Here is a 19,163-nt window from a genome sequence, read left to right as displayed (position 1 = left end):
TAACCGGTTGACGGTGCACCGCCGCCGGTGCAGCCCGCTACGCTCAGCCCAGCAGCAGCTGGTACAGCAGGGGCACGATGTCACCCTGCGGACGCTGGACATGTGAGACATCGGACACCGGCGTGCAGCTCCCCGTGGCGCCACAGGCAAGCACGCGATACGCATAGCTGGTGGCAGGGCGTGCGGCCGACGTCCAGTTCGCGGCGTTGCCTTCGTAGACCGTGGTCCAGGTCACCCCGTCCACGCTTTCCTCGACGACGTAGCGGACGGCAGAGGCCACAGGCGACCACCCAACGAAGTCCTTCGCGGCCGGCGAACGCCGCATCGGCACCGCTGCCTTGGCGACCAGGCTTCCGCCCAGCGTGATGTAATCGGTCCGTTTGTCCTCGCGCTCGCTCGCCTGGTAGCGGAGGACGCCGGCGTGGTCGTACATCGAGGTGATCCGTCCGAACGATGAATCTGTCTGTGTGCGGCGACCGTCAGCGTCGTAACGGTAGCTCTCGGAACCTGCCGCCGCACGCAGCCGGTTGCCGAAGTCGAAGGCGAACGGCTGCCCGTTCTTCGCCCGCAGATTGCCCTGCGCATCGTAGGCCAGGCCGACCACGGTTGACCCTCCGCACCCGTTGACCTTCACGTTGGTCAAGCGCCAGGCGTTGTCATAGCAGTAGTGATGGTCACGGCCGAGAATCGTCACCCGCGTGAGGTTGTCCAACGCGTCATAGCTGTAGCTCGCCGAGCCGAACATGGGCGAGGAAGCCGAAACGAGCCGATCCAGCGCGTCATAGCCCAGATTGCGGTTGCCACGCTGGTTGCGGCCCGTGGCACCGTCAGTGATTGCCATCACATTGCCGACCGCATCGTAGTCGTAGCCGTCGCTGAGGATCCGGGTTGCGCCAAGCGTGTCCTGGCTTTCATCCGGCAACTGGCGCGCGTTCTGCACCATCGTGTGGACAATACCGTTGCCATAGGTGAACTGACGAATCGCCCCGTTGGGGTAATAGACCACGCCAGCGACGTAGGAGCCCGCCTGCCCGGCCTGTCCCAGTGCGTTGGGCGCATACGCGACCACGTTGCCGGAGGGATAGCGATGCGCGGACAGGTTGCCCAGTGCGTCGTAGGCATACCCCATCGCCAGCGCTTCGCCATCGGTGGGGCTCTGCACCTCACCGATGAGCAGCCCGCGACGGTTGTACGCATAGCTGTTGTGCGTCTCCACCCCGGCGTTCAACGTGGTGACCTGCTTGACCAGGCCATCGGGCCAGTAGCTCCAGCGCTGGTTGCCATTGCCGTCGGGGAACTGCAGTGATGCGAGCCGGTTGCGTGCGTCATAGGAACGCACCACCCGGCGCCCGCTCGCCGCGGCAATGTCCTGGTTGCAGTTGCCTGCATCGGACAGGTCCAACCCCTGCGCGCTTCCAACCGGGTTCGATGCGGCGTCGTAGTCAATTACGGTGGCGCCGGTTTCCGGTTCGATCGTCTTGCACAACCGCTGCGCCGCATCGTAGACATAGCGCCGGGTCGACGTCACCGAGCCATTGCTGGCCCTGCGGGTGATCGACGTCGGCTTGCCGAAGACGTCCCGCGGGATATCCAGCACGGCTCCCTCTGCCAGTTCGATACGTACCGGCCAGTCAAGCTTCGCGGCATCTGCACCGGTGTAGGTCACGACGGTCGGGATACCCCTGGCATTGGTCGTGCGCACGCGCCGCCCCGGCAGGTACTCGGTTGTGCTGACCAGCGCGCCAATCTCGGAATCCTGGCTGACCTGGACCACCCGCCCAAGTGCGTCGTACGTCGTACGGACGCCAGTTCCGGCGTCCTGGACCGTACCGACCCCCGCGACAGGATAGGACTGGAAGGTGACCCGCCCCTCCGTGTCATAGGCGGTCACCGAGGCCCGCTGCGTGCCGGCTTCATTGCCCGCGTCGTACTCGCGCACCAGCAATGGGCGCCACAGCGCATCGTAGTAGGTGACCTTGCGCGCATTGCCGGTGCTGACCGTCTGCCGCCAGTGACCGGCAGGAATGCCGTACTCGGCGCCGCCCACCTGGGCAAACTGTGTCGTGGTGGACGCCCAGTCCACCGTATCGCCGTCGGGGTAGTCGACCAGCGACATGCGCCCCATCGCGTCGTAGTCGTAACGCGTGGTGTTGCCCCGGCCATCGGTGATCCAGCGTATCCAGCCATTGTCATCCACGCCGGCAGACTGGGTCGAACCATCCGCATACTGGATGTTCCCGGGGATGCCGCGCTTCCAGCCGGACAGGCTCACCGTATTGCCACGCCCGTCCACCACGGCGCGAACGGTACCGTCGCTGTTGTAGTGAATGGTCTGCTGGAGCTGGCCGAAGGCATGGATCCGCTGGGGCTTCGCGGTGGCCGGGTCATAATCCACCTGGGACTCGGTCCGGCCCGTGTCCTGGTTGACCGACGTCCGGACCTGGCCAAGCACGCACTTCGACAGATCATCGTGATAGGTGATGACGTTGGTCTTGCTGTAGGACTGCGCCCCCGCACTTCCCACAACCGTGCCCAGCAACATCATCGCGGAAAGTGCATTGACTCGACGCATCGTCAGTGGGCCTGTTCGCAATGGATGGCGATGGGACAACCAGGATCAGGCAACGGAAAGACCGGCGAAGCGCACATCACAGCAAACCGCGCACACGCACAAAGCCGGACGCGACTGCATCCGGTTGGCGATTGACGTTGATGCTGGACGAAGCCCCCTTCGTCATGCCGCGCCTGTTCCCTGGACTCGGCCAAGTATAACCATGGAAACGGGGCCGGACGCCCGGTCCTTCGCAGCCCTGCCGGGCTGCGAAGGTTCCCGGGCCATGACGCGCCTCCGGGGCTCGACGGCCGCGATCGGCCGCCCGGCGCGGGACGTCAGGCAGCCTTCATGGCGTGCTTGCGTGCCCGCATGACGTTGTGGCACTCCTGCACATCCGGCAGCAGCTGGGTCACTTCCTGGCGCACCGCGGGCGGCAGATCGTTGTCCTGCAGCACATCCTTGAACGCGCCCAGCAGGCGGTCTTCGGATTCTTCCAGTTCGGCCACGTAGCCGTAGTTGGTATCACCAAACGCGGCGCGCACCTTGCCGTAGAACTGCTGCATCGAACCGACCATGGTGCCGTGCTCGGCCGGCTTGCCGCCGCTGGCGGCAACTGAACCGCTGAGCGCCGCGACGATCCGCGCCTTCACCCCGGCGATACGGGTGAACAGTGCCGACAGTTCGGCATCCTTTACCTTCGTTGCGGCTTCCTCATAGAAGGACTTGCCATCACGGGCGATCTCGATCAGGTCGTTGAGGCGATGTTCGATGGTGGACTGGGTGCTCATGGCGTCGCTCCTGTGTGCTCGAAAGTCAGTGGAGAATGGCAGCGCGCCGGCACTGCCTTCGACCTCACTATCATCGTCCTCGTGTGCCGGCCGGGTGAGTACGAATTGATGTACACATCACCATGCGGAACACGTGCTGACTTATTCATTGCCGGCATCATTGAATGTTCACGGAAAACAAGCATGCGATGCCTGCCTTACCATGGCGCGATGACGATGATCACACTGATCAGCAGCGCAATTGCCAGAATCACCAGCAGCACATGCCATTGCTTCCAGCTGGGTTTCGGCTTGCCAGGCGTATTCATCGGCGGCCTCCTGTGTATGCCGGGAAAGGAGCTGCCAGACTGAAGCGAAACGACATTGCACAACGTCGACGCGACGTGCACTCCCCGTGCAGGACAGCGGCCAAGGGCGCGCGAAGATAACGCGTCCATAACGCAGTTCAAATGTGAGCGGGATGTTAGGTTCCTCTCGATTCCGGGTAACGGAATGCAGACCGGTCGTAGCGCCGCGCGCATTGCGACCACACAACGGATTTGGAGAGAGAAACAATGCACTACAAATACACTCTGCTTTCGGCAGGGATCGGCGCCGTGTTGGCTGCCGTTTTCTCGCCGGCTGCCAATGCACAGGACGATGCTGCGAAGTCTCCGAAGAACCTGGACCGCATCCAGGTGACGGGATCGGCGATACGCAGCGTGGATGTGGAAACCCAGCAGCCGGTGCTTGCCATCTCGCGCAAGATGATCGAGCAGCAGGGCTTCACCACCATCGCCGACGTCCTGCAGAACCTCACGTCGGCCGGCGCACCAGCGCTCTCACGTTCGCGCACGCTGTCGTCCGGCGAAGACGTCGGCGGCAGCTACGCAAACATCCGCAACCTCGGCGCCACCCGCACCCTGGTGCTGGTGAACGGCAAGCGCCTGGGCGCCAGCACCAGCGGCCTGCAGGACCTGAGCCAGATTCCGATGAGCGCGGTCGAGCGCATCGACGTGCTCAAGGATGGCGCCTCGGTGCTCTACGGATCCGACGCCATCGCCGGTGTCATCAACATCATTACCCGCAAGAGCGTCGAGGGGCTGGAGCTTTCGGCGCAGCATGGCCAGTTCAGCCAGGGCGACGGCAAGGACAGCACGTTCTCGCTCGTTACCGGCGCGCGCGGCGAGCGAGGTGGCTACACCTTGGCCCTGGAATACCAGAAGGCCGACCCGGTGTTCGCCCGCGACCGCTGGTTCTCCAAGCATGGTGGTTCGGGGCCGGGTTATCCGCGCGCGGGCTGGAGCGACCTCAGCCAGAACGGCTCCTGGTGTGACCCGGCGCTTTACGACTGTGCCACCGGAAATTCCGTGTTCAAGACACTCAATCGTGGTGGCGACCCGAAGAACCCGAACGATTACCATCCGATCACGCCGGCCGAGTATTCCAACGGCAACGAGCAGATGCATGTGCAGACCGGCATCGAGCGCCGGTCGCTGTTCCTCAGCTCCGACTATGCACTGAGTGACCAGATCACCTTCACCACCGATATCGGCTACAACGAGCGCATCTCGGACCAGCAGATTGCCGGCTACCCCTACGAATCGACCAAGTTCGGGACGCCTCTGGCCGGCAACAGTGCGTTCAACCCGGTCGGCCATGACATCGCCTTCAACCGCCGCCTGTGGGAGCTTCCGCGCACGACCGAAAGCAAGCTGAAGTCGCTGCGCGTGGCACCGACGCTGTCGGGCTACTTCGAACTGGCCAGCAAAACGTTCGACTGGGAGGTGGGCGCGCTGTTCAACCGCAACGAGGTGACCAAGACCGGCCGTGGTGACATGAGCCTGATCGCCTCGCGCCAAGCGCTGGGACAGTCCTTTGTTGATGGCAACGGTGTAGCACGCTGTGGCAGCGCAGGTGCACCGATCGCCGGCTGCCTGGCCTGGAATCCGCTGCTGCCGTACGGCGTTGCTGGCGCCGGCTCGCTTGCCGACCCGGAACTGCAGCGCTTCCTGTTCCCCACGTTCACCGATACCGGCATCACCAAGACCCGAAGCTACTTCGCCAACATCTCCGGCCCGGTGCTGGAACTGCCGGCGGGCGAGCTCTCGGTGGCGATGGGCTACCAGTACCGCAAGGAAGAAGGTCGCTACGTTCCCGACGCCTTTGCCCAGTCGCGCCAGAGCACTGCACTGGGGGCACAGACCACTGCAGGCGGTTACAGCCTCAATGAAGTCTTCGCCGAAGTGAATGTGCCGGTGCTGCGTGACCTTCCGTTCGCCAAGGAGCTGACCGTCAACGTTGCGGCGCGCTATTCCGACTACAGCAACTTCGGCAGCACCACCAACACCAAGGCCAGCTTCGCCTGGCGCCCGGTCGAGGAGCTGATGGTGCGCGGCACCTTCGCCGAGGGCTTCCGTGCTCCCAGCATCTCCGACCTGTATGGCGGCCTGGGCACCAGCTTCGAAACCTACGTGGACCCCTGCGGCATCGGCGCCACCAACAGCGTCAACGGCAACGCGGCCTGCAACGCCGCCGGTGTTCCGCGTGGCTACGAGCAGCTGGCCCAGGGCCTGAAGCCCTGCACCAGCTACCCGTGCGCCACCCCGAACGAGTTCACCACGGGCTCGAACCCGAACCTGCGCCCGGAAGAGTCCAAGAGCAAGACCGTCGGTGTGGTCTGGAGCCCGCGCTGGGTCAACGGTCTGGACATCAACCTGGACTGGTACAGCTACAAGATCACCAACATGATCATCGAGGACAACGTCGATCGCATCCTCCGTGACTGCTACGTGCTGGGCAATGCCTCGCGCTGCGGCAGCGTCAAGCGTGCCGCTGATGGCCACATCACCAGCATGTTCTACGGCCTGACCAACCTCGGCGCGATGAAGACCGAGGGCTGGGACCTGGGCATCCGTTACCGCCTGCCGGAGTACGCGTTCGGTCGCTTCACCCTTGACCTGCAGAACAGCTACGTCTCCAAGTACGACGAGGAGAAGCAGAACTCGGCCGGTGACACCATCATGGACGGTCGTATTGGACGCCCTGGGGTGTTCCGCCTGCGGTCCAATCTCGGCGTCAACTGGCAGCTGGGCAACCTCTCGGCCCAGTACACGGTCCGCTACTACTCCGGGATGATGGAAGGCTGCATGCCAAACCGGCCCTGCACCGCGCCCGAACGCATCGCCAACGGCGAACCGGATGCCGTGCGCAGGGTCGGCTCGAATGCGTTCCACGACATCCAGGTCAGCTACAGGCTGCCCTGGGATGGCACCGTGGCAGTGGGCTCGAACAATGTGTTCGACCATCGCGGCCCGATCATGTTCTCCAAGCCGGAGAGTTCCTTCCCCTACTACGGCGGCTTCGACATCGGCCGCACGGTGTACGTGAAGTACTCGCAGCGCTTCTGACCGTAGCGTCCGTGCACGTGGCCGGCGGAAGGGGAGTTCCGCCGGCCACGCCGCACACAACCTCCACCCAATCTCCACGCTACTTCGACCCAATCTCCAACATCCGCGGCAACACTGGCGCAACGGCAGCAGATGGAGCAGGCAAGCGAGGAGCGCCCGCGTGGCATCCACCTCGCCCGACCTCTCCGGATTCACCACTGAATGCGATGGACCACCCCCTCCCCGCTGCGGGGATGAGGCTGGTCCAAGGGAAGCAAGCGATGACAACGGCAGTACACAGTGGCTTGACCGATCTGGTCATGGATGCGCAGCGCTACCTGCGCCGGATCCTGCCCGGCCTGGCCTCGGTGGTCGGCCCCGTGGCTGCGGCACGCTTCATCCCGCAGACCATGGCCTCGCGCTATCACATCGCCGAGCTGACCCTCTATGGTGAAACGCCGGCGATGCTGGCAGTTCCACGCGTCCCGGGCGAATCCAGCAGCCGCGTCATCCAGGATGTGAAAGTGCTGCGCTCAGCGGCAAAGGCCATGGTGCTGTATGTCTCGCCGTACCTCACCCCCACCCAGCGCAGGTTCCTGGTCGAGAACCATATCGACTTCGTGGTACCGCACAACCAGCTGTACGCCCCCAGCCTGGCGGTCGAATTCCGCGATGCGCCCGACCACGAGAAGAAGGCGATTTCGCTGCTGCCTTCGGCGCAGGCCGTGCTCATCCACGTACTCCTGTCCGGCCAGGCACGCTGGTGGTCGCCGCGTGAGGTCAGCCGTGCTGCCGGATACACCTCGATGACCGCGTCGAGGCTCTCCGCTGAACTGGTCGGTCGCGGACTGGCCGAACGCTCCACCGGCGGACGCGAACGCTTCCTGAGACTCGCCGGCAGCCGCGGCGAGGTCTGGGCGAGAGCGCAGCCGTTCCTGCGCTCCCCCGTGCTGAAGGAAGTGGAGGTCTGCTGGAAACAGGTCGCCGACGTTCTGGCCCGACATGCTCAATCCGCCCCCCAGGCAGGGACGGAAGCAATGCTTGCGGTGCCGTCGAAAGACCACGGCATCACGCGCGCCCTGTACATCGATGCCTGGCGGAAGCTGGGGGCACTGCCTGCAGCCGGCCCCGACTGCACGCGCAGCGGAACGTTGCAGATATGGTCGTATCCGCCTGCCTTCACCGGTAGCGGTGACCGCGTGGACCCGCTGTCGCTGTACCTGAGCCTGCAGGGCAAGCGCGGCTACGACGCCGACGCGCTGGAGCAGGAGGTGGAGCAGGCGCTGTGCGGGACGACACGCCACGGCTGAGGTCCGCGCGGGTCCGGCCCGACCGCGTCAGGACGCTTCGCCCCCACTCGCCATCGTCGCGCGCTTCGCTGCGTACTCGGCGAAGACCACACCGGATACCGCCAGCACGCCCCCTGCCAGTACCCAGCCACTGAGCGATTCACCCAGCAGCAGCACGGCCAGTGCGGCGGTCACGATCGGCACCAGGTTGAAGAAGCCGGAGACACGCGCTGCGCCCAACCGTGACAATCCGGTCATCCAGGTCAGTGGGGCCAGGATCGACGCGCATACTGCCGCAAACCCGATGCAGCCGACCGCGGTGAGATTGTTCACCCCGGTACCGACCAGCAGCTGCGCCGGCAACAGGATCAGCGACGCGGCGGTGGCCTGCAGGAACAACGATTCCAGCACCGTCAGCGGGATCTTCCAGCGCTGCATCAGCACGTTGTAGGCGGCAAAGGCCAACGCACCGATCAGCATGATCGCATCACCGCGGTTCACGCCCTGAGCGGCCAATCGTGCCAGGTCGCCCTGCGAGACCACCGCCGCCACCCCGACGGTGGAAATCACCGCACCGGCAATGGAGGTACCGCGCACCGGATGGCCCATGAACACGCGTGACAACGCCAATGCGAGCAATGGAATCAATGCCTGGATCACGCCCATGTTGGTGGCCGAGGTGAAGTGCGCCGCATAGTACGCAAGGCACTGGTACATCACCCCGCCCAGGCACCCCAGCAGCAGGAAGCGGCCAAGGTTGGCACGCACGGTCTGCAGGTTGTTGCGCAGCCGCGGCAGCGCGAAGGGCAACAGGACAATGGCCGCCACCAGCCAGCGGAAGAAACCAATATCGATGGGACCGACCGCGCCCGAGGCCAGCTTGGTCACGATGGTATTCGCGCCCCACAGCAGGCAGGCAAGGATTGGGAAGAGGTAGTTCAAGAGCGTGGGTGTACGTGGGGGAATAGCCAGCGTACGCTTGGCGCATATCAAGGACATCCTGAAAATGCGTCACTCCGACCCCGGGTTGCGGCAACCGATGGAGCCCATCCCCACCTTCCGCCAGCTGCCCGGTCCGGTCTACTTCCGGCAGGGTGCGATGGAGCCCACCGACTGGGGCACGCACAGCCATCCTTGGGGCCAGTTCAACTTCGTCGCGCAGGGCGTGATGGAAATGAAGATCGACGGTGAGTGGATGGTGTCCCCGCCCCACTACGCGATCTGGATTCCGCCCGGAATGGCGCACTATTCGCGCAACCGCTCGCAGCTGGCCTATCGCTCTGCCTACCTGTCACCGGCCTTGTCGCGCCGGCTGCCCGATCAATGCCGCGCACTGGAAGTCAGCCCGCTGCTGCGCGAACTGCTGCACGAGCTGGCGCGACAGGGCGTGACCGATCCCCGGACGCCCGCCCAACGGCGCATGGCCGCCGTGGTGATCGACCAGATCGTCAATGCCGCCGTACTGCCCAGTTTCCTGCCGATCGCCAGCAGCGAAGCACTGAAGCAGGTGATGGCCTATATGGAAAAGCACCTCTCGGCGGCCGAATCGGTCGCCGAGATCGCGCAGCGGCATCATATGAGCGTGCGCAAGCTGGAGCGCCTGGCACGCAGCGAACTGGGCATGTCACTCGGTGACTGGCGTGGACGCGTGAAGTTCGTTCGCGCCACCGACGCACTGTGCACTCGCAAGCCGATCAGCCGGATCGCCGAGGAGCTTGGCTACTCCGGCGTCAGTGCTTTCGCCGAGATGTTCAAGCGGCACGCGCAGTGCACACCGGATCAGTACCGGAAGCTGCATCGGGCGGGCTGAGGGGCGCGCCTGGCGTTGTCGATTTCCCGCCCTGTCGTTCGTCGGAACAGAAGAGACAGGCCTTCCCGCCTGCAGGAGCGCCGCGATGTCCCCCATCCTCACCGCCTTTGCCACCTCCCCCGACCGCGGCCAGGGCCTGGCCCGTGACATGCGCGTGCGCTGGGCGCTGGAGGAACTGGGCGTGCCCTATGACGTGCAGCTGCTGACCTTCGCCGAAATGAAGCAACCTGCCCACCTGGCGCGGAATCCCTTCGGACAGATTCCCACCTGGCAGGAGGGCGACCAGGTCCTGTTCGAATCCGGCGCGATCGTCCTGCACCTGGCCGAACAGCATGCCGGCCTGCTCCCCGTCGGTCCGGATGCGCGAATGCGCGCAGTCATGTGGGTGTTCGCCGCGTTGAATACGGTGGAGCCACCCATCGTCGAGCGCTCGATGGCCTGGGTGCTGGAGCGCGAACAGCCCTGGTATGCACAGCGATTGGTGATGCTGGACGAGCGCGTGCGGATGCGTCTCTCACAACTGTCCGCGTGGTTGGGCGCGGCGGCGTGGCTGGACGGCGGGTTCAGCGTGGGCGACCTGATGATGGTCTCGGTGCTGCTGCGCCTGAAGAGCAGCGGCCTGCTCGACGAGTACCCGCTGCTGGTGGCCTATGTGGCACGGGCGACGCAGCGTCCCGCCTATCAGCGCGCGTTTGCTGCGCAGTTGGCGGTATTCCAGAACGGGTAGTTCCACGCCATGGGTGGAAACACTCAGCGCAAGCTGCGCCGGCAGGCGGCCTGCACCAGCATCAGCTGCGCTACCAGGATCAGCATCGCGCCGCCTGACAGCAGCCACGGGTCGATGTACCACTGCGCGTTGAAACTGAAATCACCGGCGGAAATGCGCTTCCAGCCATTGAAGTGCTGCATCGCTGCAACCACGAACGCGAAGCCGCCCGCTGTGTACGACAACCAGGGCACGATGAGGCTCCCCGGCCGCGCGAACAATGTCAGCACGCCCAGCACACCGATGACAGTGCGTTGTACGCGGCAGTATGGGCAGACATAGGCCATCCCGCTCCACTCCACCGCCCAGGCCAACAGGCTGACCAGCACGGCCACGCCTGCGGCTGTGTACAGGACTTTCGGCGTGATCGTCATGCCACCCTCGTGTGCCATCCGGTGCTCCTTGGTTGAAAGACCCGGGCAGGGTAGCAGTGCTGCAGCCTCATCCCTTCTTGATGACAGTCCGCTTGCCGATGGTGCTGGTCTTGCCAGCGGTCGGCCTGGCCAAGCCAGGAATCAGGAAATCGGTGGCCTTATGGCCCATCGACACCTTGGACGCCAGCCAGCGCGGCATGCGCCCGCGACCGGTCCAGGTCAGGCGCTTGTATTCCGGGTCGCGATACTTGGGCGCGACTTTGCCGGATTTACGGCGGGTGGGTTTGCGGGCGGGCGCAGGTGTTTCCGAAGCTTCGCCACCGAAGAGTTCTTCGAGGGTGTAGCCGGCTTCGGCCGCGGCAGCCTTCAACATCCGCCGCACCGCGCTGGCCGGACGGCGGCTGGAAATGAGCTGTTTCCGCTGTTCAGCGGCAACCACCAAGGCGCCCAGCTCCCGAAGGCTGAGCGATTCAATATCGATCATCATGATGGAAAGGTGTCCTGCGGCCGGCCAGCTGTCAAGCCGCCTTGCCCGGTACGTAGACACGGGCTTCACTGCCGGTGGGCTCCGATCGCCTTCGGCAGCCATCTCCGAGGACTTCGACGTGAGCAACTCATCGCATTCGCTCGCCTACCTGCTTGCGCGCATCCTGCTGATGGCACTGTTCCTGGTGTCCGGCATCGGCAAGCTCGGCGACCTCAGCGGTACCCAGGGCTACATGGAAGCGATGGGGGTACCCGGCATCCTGCTGTGGCCTACCATCGCCTTTGAGATCGGCAGCGGCCTGTGCATCCTGCTGGGCTTCCAGACCCGGCTGGTATCGATCGTGCTGGCAGGCTTCAGCCTGGTCACCGCCTTCATCTTCCACCACAACGTTGGCGACCCCACCCAGCAGATCATGTTCCTGAAGAACCTGGGGCTGGCCGGTGGCTTCCTGCTGCTGGCCTGCACCGGGGCGGGGCGCTACAGCATCGATGGGCGTGGGCGGCGCGGATGATGGCGGCATGCCGCCATCATCCCTGGCCCACGGGCTGGACGCGCTGCAGACGCAGGTTGCGCCATGTCGGCTGGGAGCTGCGGAAATCCACCGCTTCGCCATCGCTGGTGAACAGCAGGCCTGGCTCCACTTCAGTGACCAGGCGGATGCCATCGATGTACAGCCAGCCCTGTCGCTGCTCCAGCACAACGGACATCGACGGTTTCCCCCATTGGTCGATGCGATAGCGCCCCAGCCAGGGTCGCCAATGGGACGCCTGCGGCCCTGTGGCCCCATCGATGGGATCGTTCTGATCCAGGCCATCCTCGCCGTTCGTACATTCCAGGTGCGCCGGCAGCCTCTCCGTCGCCGCATGGTAACGGTACGTCGCAACCTCTCCATCGGTGTCCGCGGTGAACAGCTGGTCGCCGTCGATGGCCGCAAACCGTCTGCCCACAGCTTGCGCCCCACGATGCAGTTGCAGTTCACCGCTTCCGGCAACCACGATCTTCGCCTTGCCGCTGCGCCCTATCCAGTCTCCCGCCATCCGCTGCATCTGGTCCTGGTTCAACCTGATCGGCGCCAGGGACGATAGCGGCACACGCGGCTGACGGGGCCCGAAACGCGCCGACAGCAATTGATCGAGCAGACGCTCGCCGATGCCGTACCCCGCGGACGTCGCGCGGTTGAACATCGCGGCAAATCCAGCGTTGGCCTGCCTGCAGTAGGTGAACACGCACCCGAATCCGAAGCCTCCGCCGCGATGGTGAAGCAGCCGCACCGGCGTACTGCCGTAGAGGCGTTCGCTGCGCATTACACCGAGCCCGTAGTCACCGCCCAGGCCGAAACCATGCATCTGGTCCCAGAGACGGGGCTCAAGCAGTTGCTGCGCACCGGATCGGCCGCCACCGAGCAGGAAGCCAAGATACTTCGCCATGTCGGCGGCACTGGTCCAGACGCCTCCCGACACCACCAGCGGTGTCACTGCCGGCACCTGCGCATAGCCCTCCTGGGTTCCCAGTGCCCGACCCTTGCTTGCCAGGTAGACCGACGCATCGGCCGTACTGTCGTGCATTCCCAGCGGCTCGAAGATCCGGCGTTGCAGCCATGCCGGATAGCCAATGCCCGCAACCTGCTCAAGGACATGACCGGCAAGGTCGAAGCCCAGGTTGGAATAGCGATAGCGCGTACCCACCGGAAAGCGCAGCCATGTCTGCGAGATGCTGCGGACGTGCGCATCAAAGCCCGGTGACGCCGGTTCGTAATTGTTGCCCAGCGGCGCCTCGTGCGTGAATCCCGCGCGGTTGGCAAGCAGCAGGCGCAGGGTGATGCGCTCCTGCGGGGAATGCTCGAAGCGACTGCGCACGGTGAACGACGGCAGATAGCGGGTAATGGGCGCATCCAGATCAAGAATGCCGTCCTGCACGGCCAACAGCACCGCCACCGCCGCGAAATTCTTCGAGGTGGACTGGATGCTGAACATCGTGCTGGCGTCTACTGCTGCACTACCGTGACCCGACGCGTACCCGAAGCCCTCGAGCCAGCGCACCTGCCCGCCTTCGACCAGGCAGACGGCAGCGGCACCGATGCCGCTGCCTTGCATGGCGGAGCGGATCACGCTGCGCTCCGCTTCGATCAGGTTCCCGGTGGTGACGGTGGGCTGCGCCGCCGTGGCAACACCGGTGGGCATGAGCGTGGCCGCCGGAACAGCCGCGACATTGGCCAGGAAGGCGCGACGACTGAGCGTACCAGGCATCAGATCACTCCACTTCGGGATGCCGCCATCTTCCCGCCAGCAGAAATGGCGGGGCATGTGTCATTCGGCACAGAGTGCGGTGATCGACGGTGCTGCGCCTTCGCCGGCCGAGCAGGCCTCAGCCCGGAGGGTCCGGCAAGCGGATTCCCTGCGCCGAAACAAAGGCGCGGGACTCGCTCCAATAGGCCTGTGGCGGTTCCCGCAACTCTGGTCGCGCCCAGTAATCGTCGCCATGCAATACGCTCATCACATGACGCCAGCCATCACGCGGATCATGAACCTGAAATCGACCGCGATGATGGCGCGGATGATATGCGTAGTGGCCGAGCGCCTCCTGGCGCGCTTCATCCGGCGAACGACCTGTCTGATGGACCAGCGTCCATGCACGCATGTGGCGCGCATGCGCGAGCGCGCCAAGGTACTCGTCCTCATCCAGCAGTGGGACCCGCTCACTGCGGGCCAGGCACAGTGCGTCCGATTCGGCTTCATAGTCCAGCGATGGCTGCGCCAGTTCCGGGCGCCGGTGCCAATAACCTTCCCCTTCCACCTGCAGCATCGCCCAATGCCAGGGCTCGTCGTGGAAGATCAGCGCGTGCTCGTAATCGCGGCCGGGGCTCTGGTCGGGATAGCGTTGGCGTGCCTGTTCAAGTGCCAGCGCCTCGGGCACCTGTCCATAGTGGACCAGGCACCAGGCAAACAGGTGCCGGCTGTCTTCGATTTCGTTGGTGAAGTCTTCCACCGGCGTATCGGTGCTGGCCATGGTCGATCCCTGTGTGCGGATCAGATGGTACGGACGCTGCAGGTCGCGCTGGGGAGCGATGAGACCTGCGACCGGTCAGGCGAGGTCGGTTGGTGGCCCACCATCAATCACATTCATTCCACAAGAGATTGTTGGGGAAGAACTTTTCTCAGGCGGCCAGCTGCGGTTACTCGCACCGTTACTCACATTCCCCAGAAGGGGACTGGATTCGAAGCCTGACGATCGCTGTGAGCAGTGAAGCAATAGTCCCACGCTGTACAGGAAAGTACTATCCAGTCTTCTTCATCGCGCCGCGCGTGGGCTGACCTCCATGGGCCGTGGCGACAATTGGCAGGGGACGTAGCCGATGGCCGCTACACAGAAGCCGGGACGCGATGGCGTCAAGTATTGGCGAGCCGTAGACGCCATTGAGGCCTTGGGCAGCGCGTCGCTGGCCGAGGTCGAGGAGTGGGACCTGTCGCGCCACCCTCACGACCCGCTGGGCAACGCCCGCGCTGACCTGGAGTTGTTCACGGTCAATTCGCCCAGCCGAGTTCACTACAACTACTCGCGCACGAACTGGCGAAGCGACCAAGATCACCCGCACGACCGCTTGTTCAAGCTGGTCGATCCCGGCCCGCCGCGGCGCACGCGCTACGTTCTGTTCAATCCAGCGGACCACGGGCACGTGGACCTGCAAAAGGGTGGCGACGGAAAGTGGAAAGCCAGACCCCTGATCATGGACGATCAGGCGCGGGTGGAGGCAGACGCGCAGGCAGGCGCGTTCACCGCTCCAGTGGACAGCGACCACGACGCCCGCGTGTGGGCGATGCGCGCCGTGGCCCAGCGCCGCGGCCAGCCGTTGTTCCGCGCCAAGCTGCTGGACGCCTACGGCGGCCGCTGCGCCATCACCGGGTGCTCGGCGATTGAAGTGCTGGAAGCCGCGCACGTGCTGCCCTACAAGGGCATACATACCAACCGGGTGGATAACGGCCTGCTGCTGCGCGCCGACCTCCACACGCTTTTCGATTGCCAACTACTGTGGATCACCCCCGTGCATACGGTGGCCTTGGCGCCGTCCCTGCTCACCACCGACTACGCCGCCTTGCAGGGCAAGGCGCTGGCCTTGCCCGCTTCACCGGCCCACCGCCCCAACGCGGCGCACTTGGCCGATCACGCGGCGCGGTGCCAAGCTCGCCACTCGGGGCTCTAAGCCGATGCGACTCTTCGACCTGCTCAAAGTATGGGAGCCCGCGTTTGACGCGTCGAAGGCCAAGGTCCACCTGGCGCGCTACAACGGCAACGAGCGGCCGCTGGACGTGTTCCTGGAAGGGAAATTCGACTGGTGGCAGCGCTGGCAGACCAAGCGCAACTTCCAGCGCGAGTTCGTCGTGTCGCTGGTCAACGCGGGCTCCCCCACGCGCTGGCTCTACGCTGGACTATTCCGATCCATCGACTATGTGGAAGAAGCCGACCCAAAGCCCCACTACTTCTACACCCTTGAGCGGGTGCCCTCCTGCGAGGAGTGGGTCGGTCGCCTCTATCTGGAAAGCGTCTACACGGGACGGCCTTCCTACCTCCGCGGGGAGACTTTGGCAAACGATCTCACTGTGGTCGAACTGCTACCCGAGCGACTGTCGATCGCAGACTTTCCAGGCTTCAAGGCGGTGAACCTCACCAAGGCGCAGCTGGACATTGTGGTGCGCAACCAGTCCGCCGCCTGGAGCGCGGCCTTGTCGTCGGTGAAGGGGGTCTACGTCATCACCGACACGGCCACTGGCCGGCTCTACGTTGGCAAGGCATCGGGCGCCGACGGCATCTGGCGGCGCTGGTGCGCGTATGCCGCCAACGGGCACGGGGGCAACGTCGCCCTGCGCCAGGAGTTCGGCATCGAGGCATCTGAGGAACGGCGGCACGCCTTGCGCTTTGCCGTCCTGGAAATCGCTGACCTGTCGGCAACCGAGGCCGATCTCTGCGAAAGGGAGAGCCACTGGAAGTCCGTTCTGCTATCACGCAACCACGGCTTCAACCGGAACTAAAAATGCCCCTTGGGTCACTCGGTCGATTCAAAAACCGCGTCGAGCGCACCAGCTCACAGGTCGCCGCGTTAAGCTTCTCAGGTACATGAGTCGATGTCGAAGGTAGTGCGTGTGGAACAAAAGAGCATAGAGGAAACCCTGGCAGGACTCGCGGCTACGTTCGACAGGACACCCGAGACGTCCAACCGCAGCGACGTCATCTTCTTCAACGGGATAAAGCGCGAAGCGGTGATCGCGCTGCTGGATGCAGCCCACTCCGCCATCCAAGAGAACCAAGAATCTGCTGCCTGGTCCTATCTCGTCCAAGCATCGGAGCAATTGGGCTACCTCATTGGCATCAATGAAGCCGAGTCCCTGGCTACGCCAGAACAGGCCATCAATGCGAAGCTAGAACAATATGGCCGCAAAGGCGGATTGAAGAAGGGCGAGAACGCCAAGCAGCTTCAAGACGCTGTCGCCCGCAAACTCATTGCCGCCACACCCAAGAACGGATGGAAGAATCGCCAGGAGGTCCATCGGCGGTTCTTTGAAGTGGCCGATGAAGTTCCCGGATTCAGTGCAACTGACTATCAGTGGCGTGCGCTGCTCAAGCGAAGCGACGTTAAAAACGTTCTGCCGGCCACCAGCAGACGAACCCGCTGAACACCGCCGCGGGCACTGATCAATGCAGATTCGTAGGGATGCAAGCCGTGAGCGGCAACGCTGGCGCCACGATTTCGTTGAATAGCGGCTATTAGATAGCATCATAGCTGCTATAAAAACGTATAGCACCTGCTAGGGATCGGCACTTTCTCTCCGAATTTTTAACGTGTGTCCAAGCATCAGCTTGCCGACACACTCATGAATTCGCAGCGACTCCAAATCATTTCCCTGCTCGAGACGACGAAGCGCCTGAACCTCGCGCGCTCCACGCTCTACACGCGTCTCGATCGGAAATCACCCTACTTCGACCCTGATCTGCCGAAGCCCGTGCGCTACGGCTCAAGCGTCGGATTCATTGAGCACGAGATTGACGACTACATCCTTGGCCTGATGCAGGCCAGAGGGGGTGTGGACTGACAGTAGATGCGCGACTGGTTCGCGACTGTCCTGCGGGGCGCTGCTCTAGACGCTCCCTGCCACACCCCGCCACTCACAACGTGGCGAATCACTTCACAAGAATCTTGGTACAGAAAAATGCAGCACGACATCAACAATGACCTTCAGTCCGAAGCCGACGACATCATGGGAGCGCTTCGGGAATTGCAGTCCAACCCTCAGCACCGAAAGGGGCAGCTGTTCTCGCTGCTTTATCCGGCAATCGTCGAAATGCTCGAGAAGAACGTCACCCAAAAGGCGATCCTGGCCACCCTCGCGCAAAGAGGGCTGAAGCTCCATCCTGCCCGCTTCAAGGAGATGATGGCGAAGGAGGCCCAGAAGATCCGCGGTATTCCGGGCTCCGGCGGTGCCGAGGAGGGTACGGAATGAACACTCCCTACTTTCCTCGCGCCTACCCCATCCACGCCATGTACAGCGTCATCCGGGACGCGATCCTGGAAGTCCAGCACAACCTGAAAGCGCCCGACGCGCTGATCGCCGGTTCGTTCCTCACGGCGATGTCCATCGCCTCGCAGGGAGATGTGGATGTCGAACTTCCCACTGGCCAGATCCGCCCGGTTTCGCTGGATGTCCTGATCATTGCCGATTCCGGCGAACGCAAGTCTGCCACCGACAGCATTGTTGGCGCGCCCATCTACGAGCACGACGAGAAGGTGGCACGGGATCACGTCCAGGCCGTGCTCGCGCACAAGGCAGATCGGCGCCTTTGGGATGCAAAGGAGGCGTCCCTGCAACGCAAGGTGGCCAAGGCACTGGACAACGGCATGGACGACGACATCGAGCAACTCCGTGAAGAACTCATCCGCCATGGCGCGCGTGAGCCCGCCAGACCTGTCCTCAGTCGCATCGTGCACCAGAACATCACCGAACGCCCCCTGATGGAAAGCATGCAGGGCGATGGCAAGTCGATTGCAATCCTGAGCGATGAAGGCGAAATCGTGCTCAAAGGAGGTGCAATGAACAAGCTTGGCACGCTCAACAAGGCTTGGGACGGCGCCACGACACTGACCTTGGATCGCGCGGACGACAGCATCGTGGTCACCAATCCCCGCCTGACCATCAGCATGATGGTGCAGGAACGGGTCTTCAGGGAGTTCATGAACAAGCGGGGCGAGATGGCTCGCGGATCAGGTCACCTTGCGCGATACCTCGTCGCTTGGCCCGCGTCCACACAGGGCTTCCGTTTCATGTCACTTGAGGAACCTGCCTGGGAGCAGCTGCCCCGCTTCCATCGGCGTGTAAGCGAGCTTCTCGCGGCCGCACATGCACGTCGTATCGCCGGTGATAACACCCGTAAGACGCTCGCGTTCAGGCAAGAGGCGAAAGAACTTTGGGTGCAAACTCAGAACGCGATCGAACCGCGCCTGCGTCAGGATGGTGATCTGGCCAGCATTCGGGACTTCGCATCCAAATCGATGGAGATCACGGGGCGGGTTGCCGCAATCCTGCATCACTTCAGCGCACAAGAATGGACCGGCCAGAGTTCTGTAGACACTCAGTTGCCGCTCTGCGCGTAGCGCCTTTCAAACTCTACCGGTGACACGCCGCCAGCGGAACCATGCCGGCGGATCGGGTTGTAGAACATCTCGATGTAGTCGAACACGT

Annotated in this window: 19 protein-coding genes; 11 read left to right on the top strand and 8 right to left on the bottom strand. The window is 63.8% G+C overall.

Features of this window, described 5'->3' with window-relative positions; all coding sequences use genetic code 11:
• Positions 1 to 43: 43 nt before the first annotated feature.
• Both AC5P5X_RS17810 and AC5P5X_RS17805 read right to left on the bottom strand, forming a co-directional pair.
• A complete protein-coding gene (locus AC5P5X_RS17810; RefSeq protein ID WP_495216017.1) occupies positions 44 to 2,572 on the bottom strand; it encodes an RHS repeat protein in 2,529 nt (842 codons plus the stop codon).
• A 317-nt stretch (positions 2,573 to 2,889) separates the two neighbouring features.
• A complete protein-coding gene (locus AC5P5X_RS17805) occupies positions 2,890 to 3,342 on the bottom strand; it encodes a PA2169 family four-helix-bundle protein (protein ID WP_005411167.1) in 453 nt (150 codons plus the stop codon).
• A 554-nt stretch (positions 3,343 to 3,896) separates the two neighbouring features.
• Here AC5P5X_RS17805 and AC5P5X_RS17800 point away from each other — a divergent pair.
• Together AC5P5X_RS17800 and AC5P5X_RS17795 are read left to right on the top strand one after the other, a co-directional pair.
• Positions 3,897 to 6,731 (top strand): TonB-dependent receptor, encoded by a 2,835-nt coding sequence (locus AC5P5X_RS17800; protein ID WP_049886011.1) that lies wholly within the window; start codon positions 3,897 to 3,899, stop codon positions 6,729 to 6,731.
• A gap of 260 nt (positions 6,732 to 6,991) precedes the next feature.
• On the top strand, positions 6,992 to 8,020 hold the full coding sequence (locus AC5P5X_RS17795) for a hypothetical protein (RefSeq protein ID WP_111189675.1): 1,029 nt from the start codon (positions 6,992 to 6,994) through the stop codon (positions 8,018 to 8,020).
• A gap of 27 nt (positions 8,021 to 8,047) precedes the next feature.
• On the opposite strand, the gene AC5P5X_RS17790 is transcribed toward AC5P5X_RS17795, so the two are convergent.
• Positions 8,048 to 8,998: a DMT family transporter gene (locus AC5P5X_RS17790; protein WP_172961848.1), complete on the bottom strand. Its 951-nt coding sequence runs from the start codon at positions 8,996 to 8,998 to the stop codon at positions 8,048 to 8,050.
• Positions 8,999 to 9,005: 7 nt separating this feature from the next.
• Between AC5P5X_RS17790 and AC5P5X_RS17785 the strand changes: the two genes are divergently transcribed.
• On the top strand, positions 9,006 to 9,809 hold the full coding sequence (locus AC5P5X_RS17785; protein WP_005411172.1) for an AraC family transcriptional regulator: 804 nt from the start codon (positions 9,006 to 9,008) through the stop codon (positions 9,807 to 9,809).
• A gap of 85 nt (positions 9,810 to 9,894) precedes the next feature.
• Positions 9,895 to 10,536, top strand: a complete 642-nt coding sequence (locus AC5P5X_RS17780; protein WP_005411173.1) for a glutathione S-transferase family protein — start codon at positions 9,895 to 9,897, stop codon at positions 10,534 to 10,536.
• 23 nt (positions 10,537 to 10,559) lie between these two features.
• Here the strand turns inward: AC5P5X_RS17780 and AC5P5X_RS17775 are convergent, their stop codons facing one another.
• A complete protein-coding gene (locus tag AC5P5X_RS17775; RefSeq protein ID WP_005411174.1) occupies positions 10,560 to 10,967 on the bottom strand; it encodes a hypothetical protein in 408 nt (135 codons plus the stop codon).
• A 49-nt stretch (positions 10,968 to 11,016) separates the two neighbouring features.
• The gene (locus AC5P5X_RS17770; protein ID WP_005411175.1) at positions 11,017 to 11,436 is read right to left on the bottom strand and encodes an H-NS histone family protein; all 420 of its coding nucleotides are present in this window, start codon (positions 11,434 to 11,436) and stop codon (positions 11,017 to 11,019) included.
• A 118-nt stretch (positions 11,437 to 11,554) separates the two neighbouring features.
• Between AC5P5X_RS17770 and AC5P5X_RS17765 the strand changes: the two genes are divergently transcribed.
• Entirely contained in the window at positions 11,555 to 11,947 is a 393-nt protein-coding gene (locus AC5P5X_RS17765; RefSeq protein WP_005411176.1) for a DoxX family protein, read from the top strand.
• Positions 11,948 to 11,963: 16 nt separating this feature from the next.
• On the opposite strand, the gene AC5P5X_RS17760 is transcribed toward AC5P5X_RS17765, so the two are convergent.
• On the bottom strand, positions 11,964 to 13,739 hold the full coding sequence (locus AC5P5X_RS17760) for a serine hydrolase domain-containing protein (RefSeq protein ID WP_258391080.1): 1,776 nt from the start codon (positions 13,737 to 13,739) through the stop codon (positions 11,964 to 11,966).
• A 61-nt stretch (positions 13,740 to 13,800) separates the two neighbouring features.
• A complete protein-coding gene (locus AC5P5X_RS17755) occupies positions 13,801 to 14,442 on the bottom strand; it encodes a hypothetical protein (protein WP_111188971.1) in 642 nt (213 codons plus the stop codon).
• Positions 14,443 to 14,788: 346 nt separating this feature from the next.
• On the opposite strand from AC5P5X_RS17755, the gene AC5P5X_RS17750 reads away from it, so the two are divergent.
• The 6 genes from AC5P5X_RS17750 (at position 14,789) to AC5P5X_RS17725 (ending at position 19,075) form a co-directional block, all read left to right on the top strand.
• The gene (locus AC5P5X_RS17750; protein WP_241900157.1) at positions 14,789 to 15,634 is read left to right on the top strand and encodes an HNH endonuclease; all 846 of its coding nucleotides are present in this window, start codon (positions 14,789 to 14,791) and stop codon (positions 15,632 to 15,634) included.
• A 4-nt stretch (positions 15,635 to 15,638) separates the two neighbouring features.
• On the top strand, positions 15,639 to 16,460 hold the full coding sequence (locus AC5P5X_RS17745) for a GIY-YIG nuclease family protein (RefSeq protein ID WP_099470530.1): 822 nt from the start codon (positions 15,639 to 15,641) through the stop codon (positions 16,458 to 16,460).
• 93 nt (positions 16,461 to 16,553) lie between these two features.
• A complete protein-coding gene (locus AC5P5X_RS17740; protein WP_099470529.1) occupies positions 16,554 to 17,102 on the top strand; it encodes a hypothetical protein in 549 nt (182 codons plus the stop codon).
• Positions 17,103 to 17,270: 168 nt separating this feature from the next.
• Positions 17,271 to 17,519 carry a helix-turn-helix transcriptional regulator gene (locus AC5P5X_RS17735; protein ID WP_111008288.1) on the top strand — a complete coding sequence of 83 codons (249 nt, stop codon included), beginning with the start codon at positions 17,271 to 17,273 and terminating at the stop codon, positions 17,517 to 17,519.
• A gap of 117 nt (positions 17,520 to 17,636) precedes the next feature.
• Entirely contained in the window at positions 17,637 to 17,927 is a 291-nt protein-coding gene (locus tag AC5P5X_RS17730) for a hypothetical protein (RefSeq protein WP_111188970.1), read from the top strand.
• Positions 17,924 to 19,075 (top strand): YfjI family protein, encoded by a 1,152-nt coding sequence (locus tag AC5P5X_RS17725; RefSeq protein WP_495216016.1) that lies wholly within the window; start codon positions 17,924 to 17,926, stop codon positions 19,073 to 19,075. The genes AC5P5X_RS17730 and AC5P5X_RS17725 overlap by 4 nt, the downstream gene beginning before the upstream one ends.
• Here AC5P5X_RS17725 and AC5P5X_RS17720 read toward each other — a convergent pair.
• Positions 19,054 to 19,163: IS3 family transposase (locus AC5P5X_RS17720; RefSeq protein WP_495215958.1), on the bottom strand; the 110-nt coding region annotated here is incomplete at its 5' end. The genes AC5P5X_RS17725 and AC5P5X_RS17720 overlap by 22 nt on opposite strands.

The sequence above is a fragment of the Stenotrophomonas sp. YJH_SMC_91 genome (assembly GCF_059368495.1).
This window is presented reverse-complemented; position numbering and strand designations above follow the sequence as displayed.